The sequence below is a fragment of the Sulfitobacter sp. HI0040 genome, assembly GCF_001634885.1.
Lineage (GTDB): Bacteria > Pseudomonadota > Alphaproteobacteria > Rhodobacterales > Rhodobacteraceae > Sulfitobacter.
The window spans coordinates 1-237 of record NZ_LWEX01000387.1 but is presented as its reverse complement, the minus strand read 5'-3'; the positions used below and the strand labels follow the sequence as shown (position 1 = coordinate 237).

Genomic DNA, 237 nt, shown 5'->3' with positions numbered 1-237 from the left:
CGACAAGGATCTGCATTCGGGCATGTACGGCGGCATCGCCATGAACCCGATCCGCGTCCTGTCCCGCATCCTGGCCTCGCTGCATGACGACACCGGGCGCATCACGATTCCTGGGTTCTATGACGGGGTGCCGGAGCTTTCGGACGAGTTGGAGGCCCAATGGCAGGGGCTGTCCTTCGATCATGACGCCTTTCTGAAGGACGTGGGCCTTTCCACCCCGGCGGGCGAAGAGGACCG

General features: G+C 63.7%; 1 protein-coding gene. It reads left to right on the top strand.

What is annotated here, in order from left to right:
- The coding region (locus A3728_RS16175; RefSeq protein WP_150120848.1) for a peptidase dimerization domain-containing protein at positions 1 to 237 on the top strand (237 nt) is incomplete at both ends.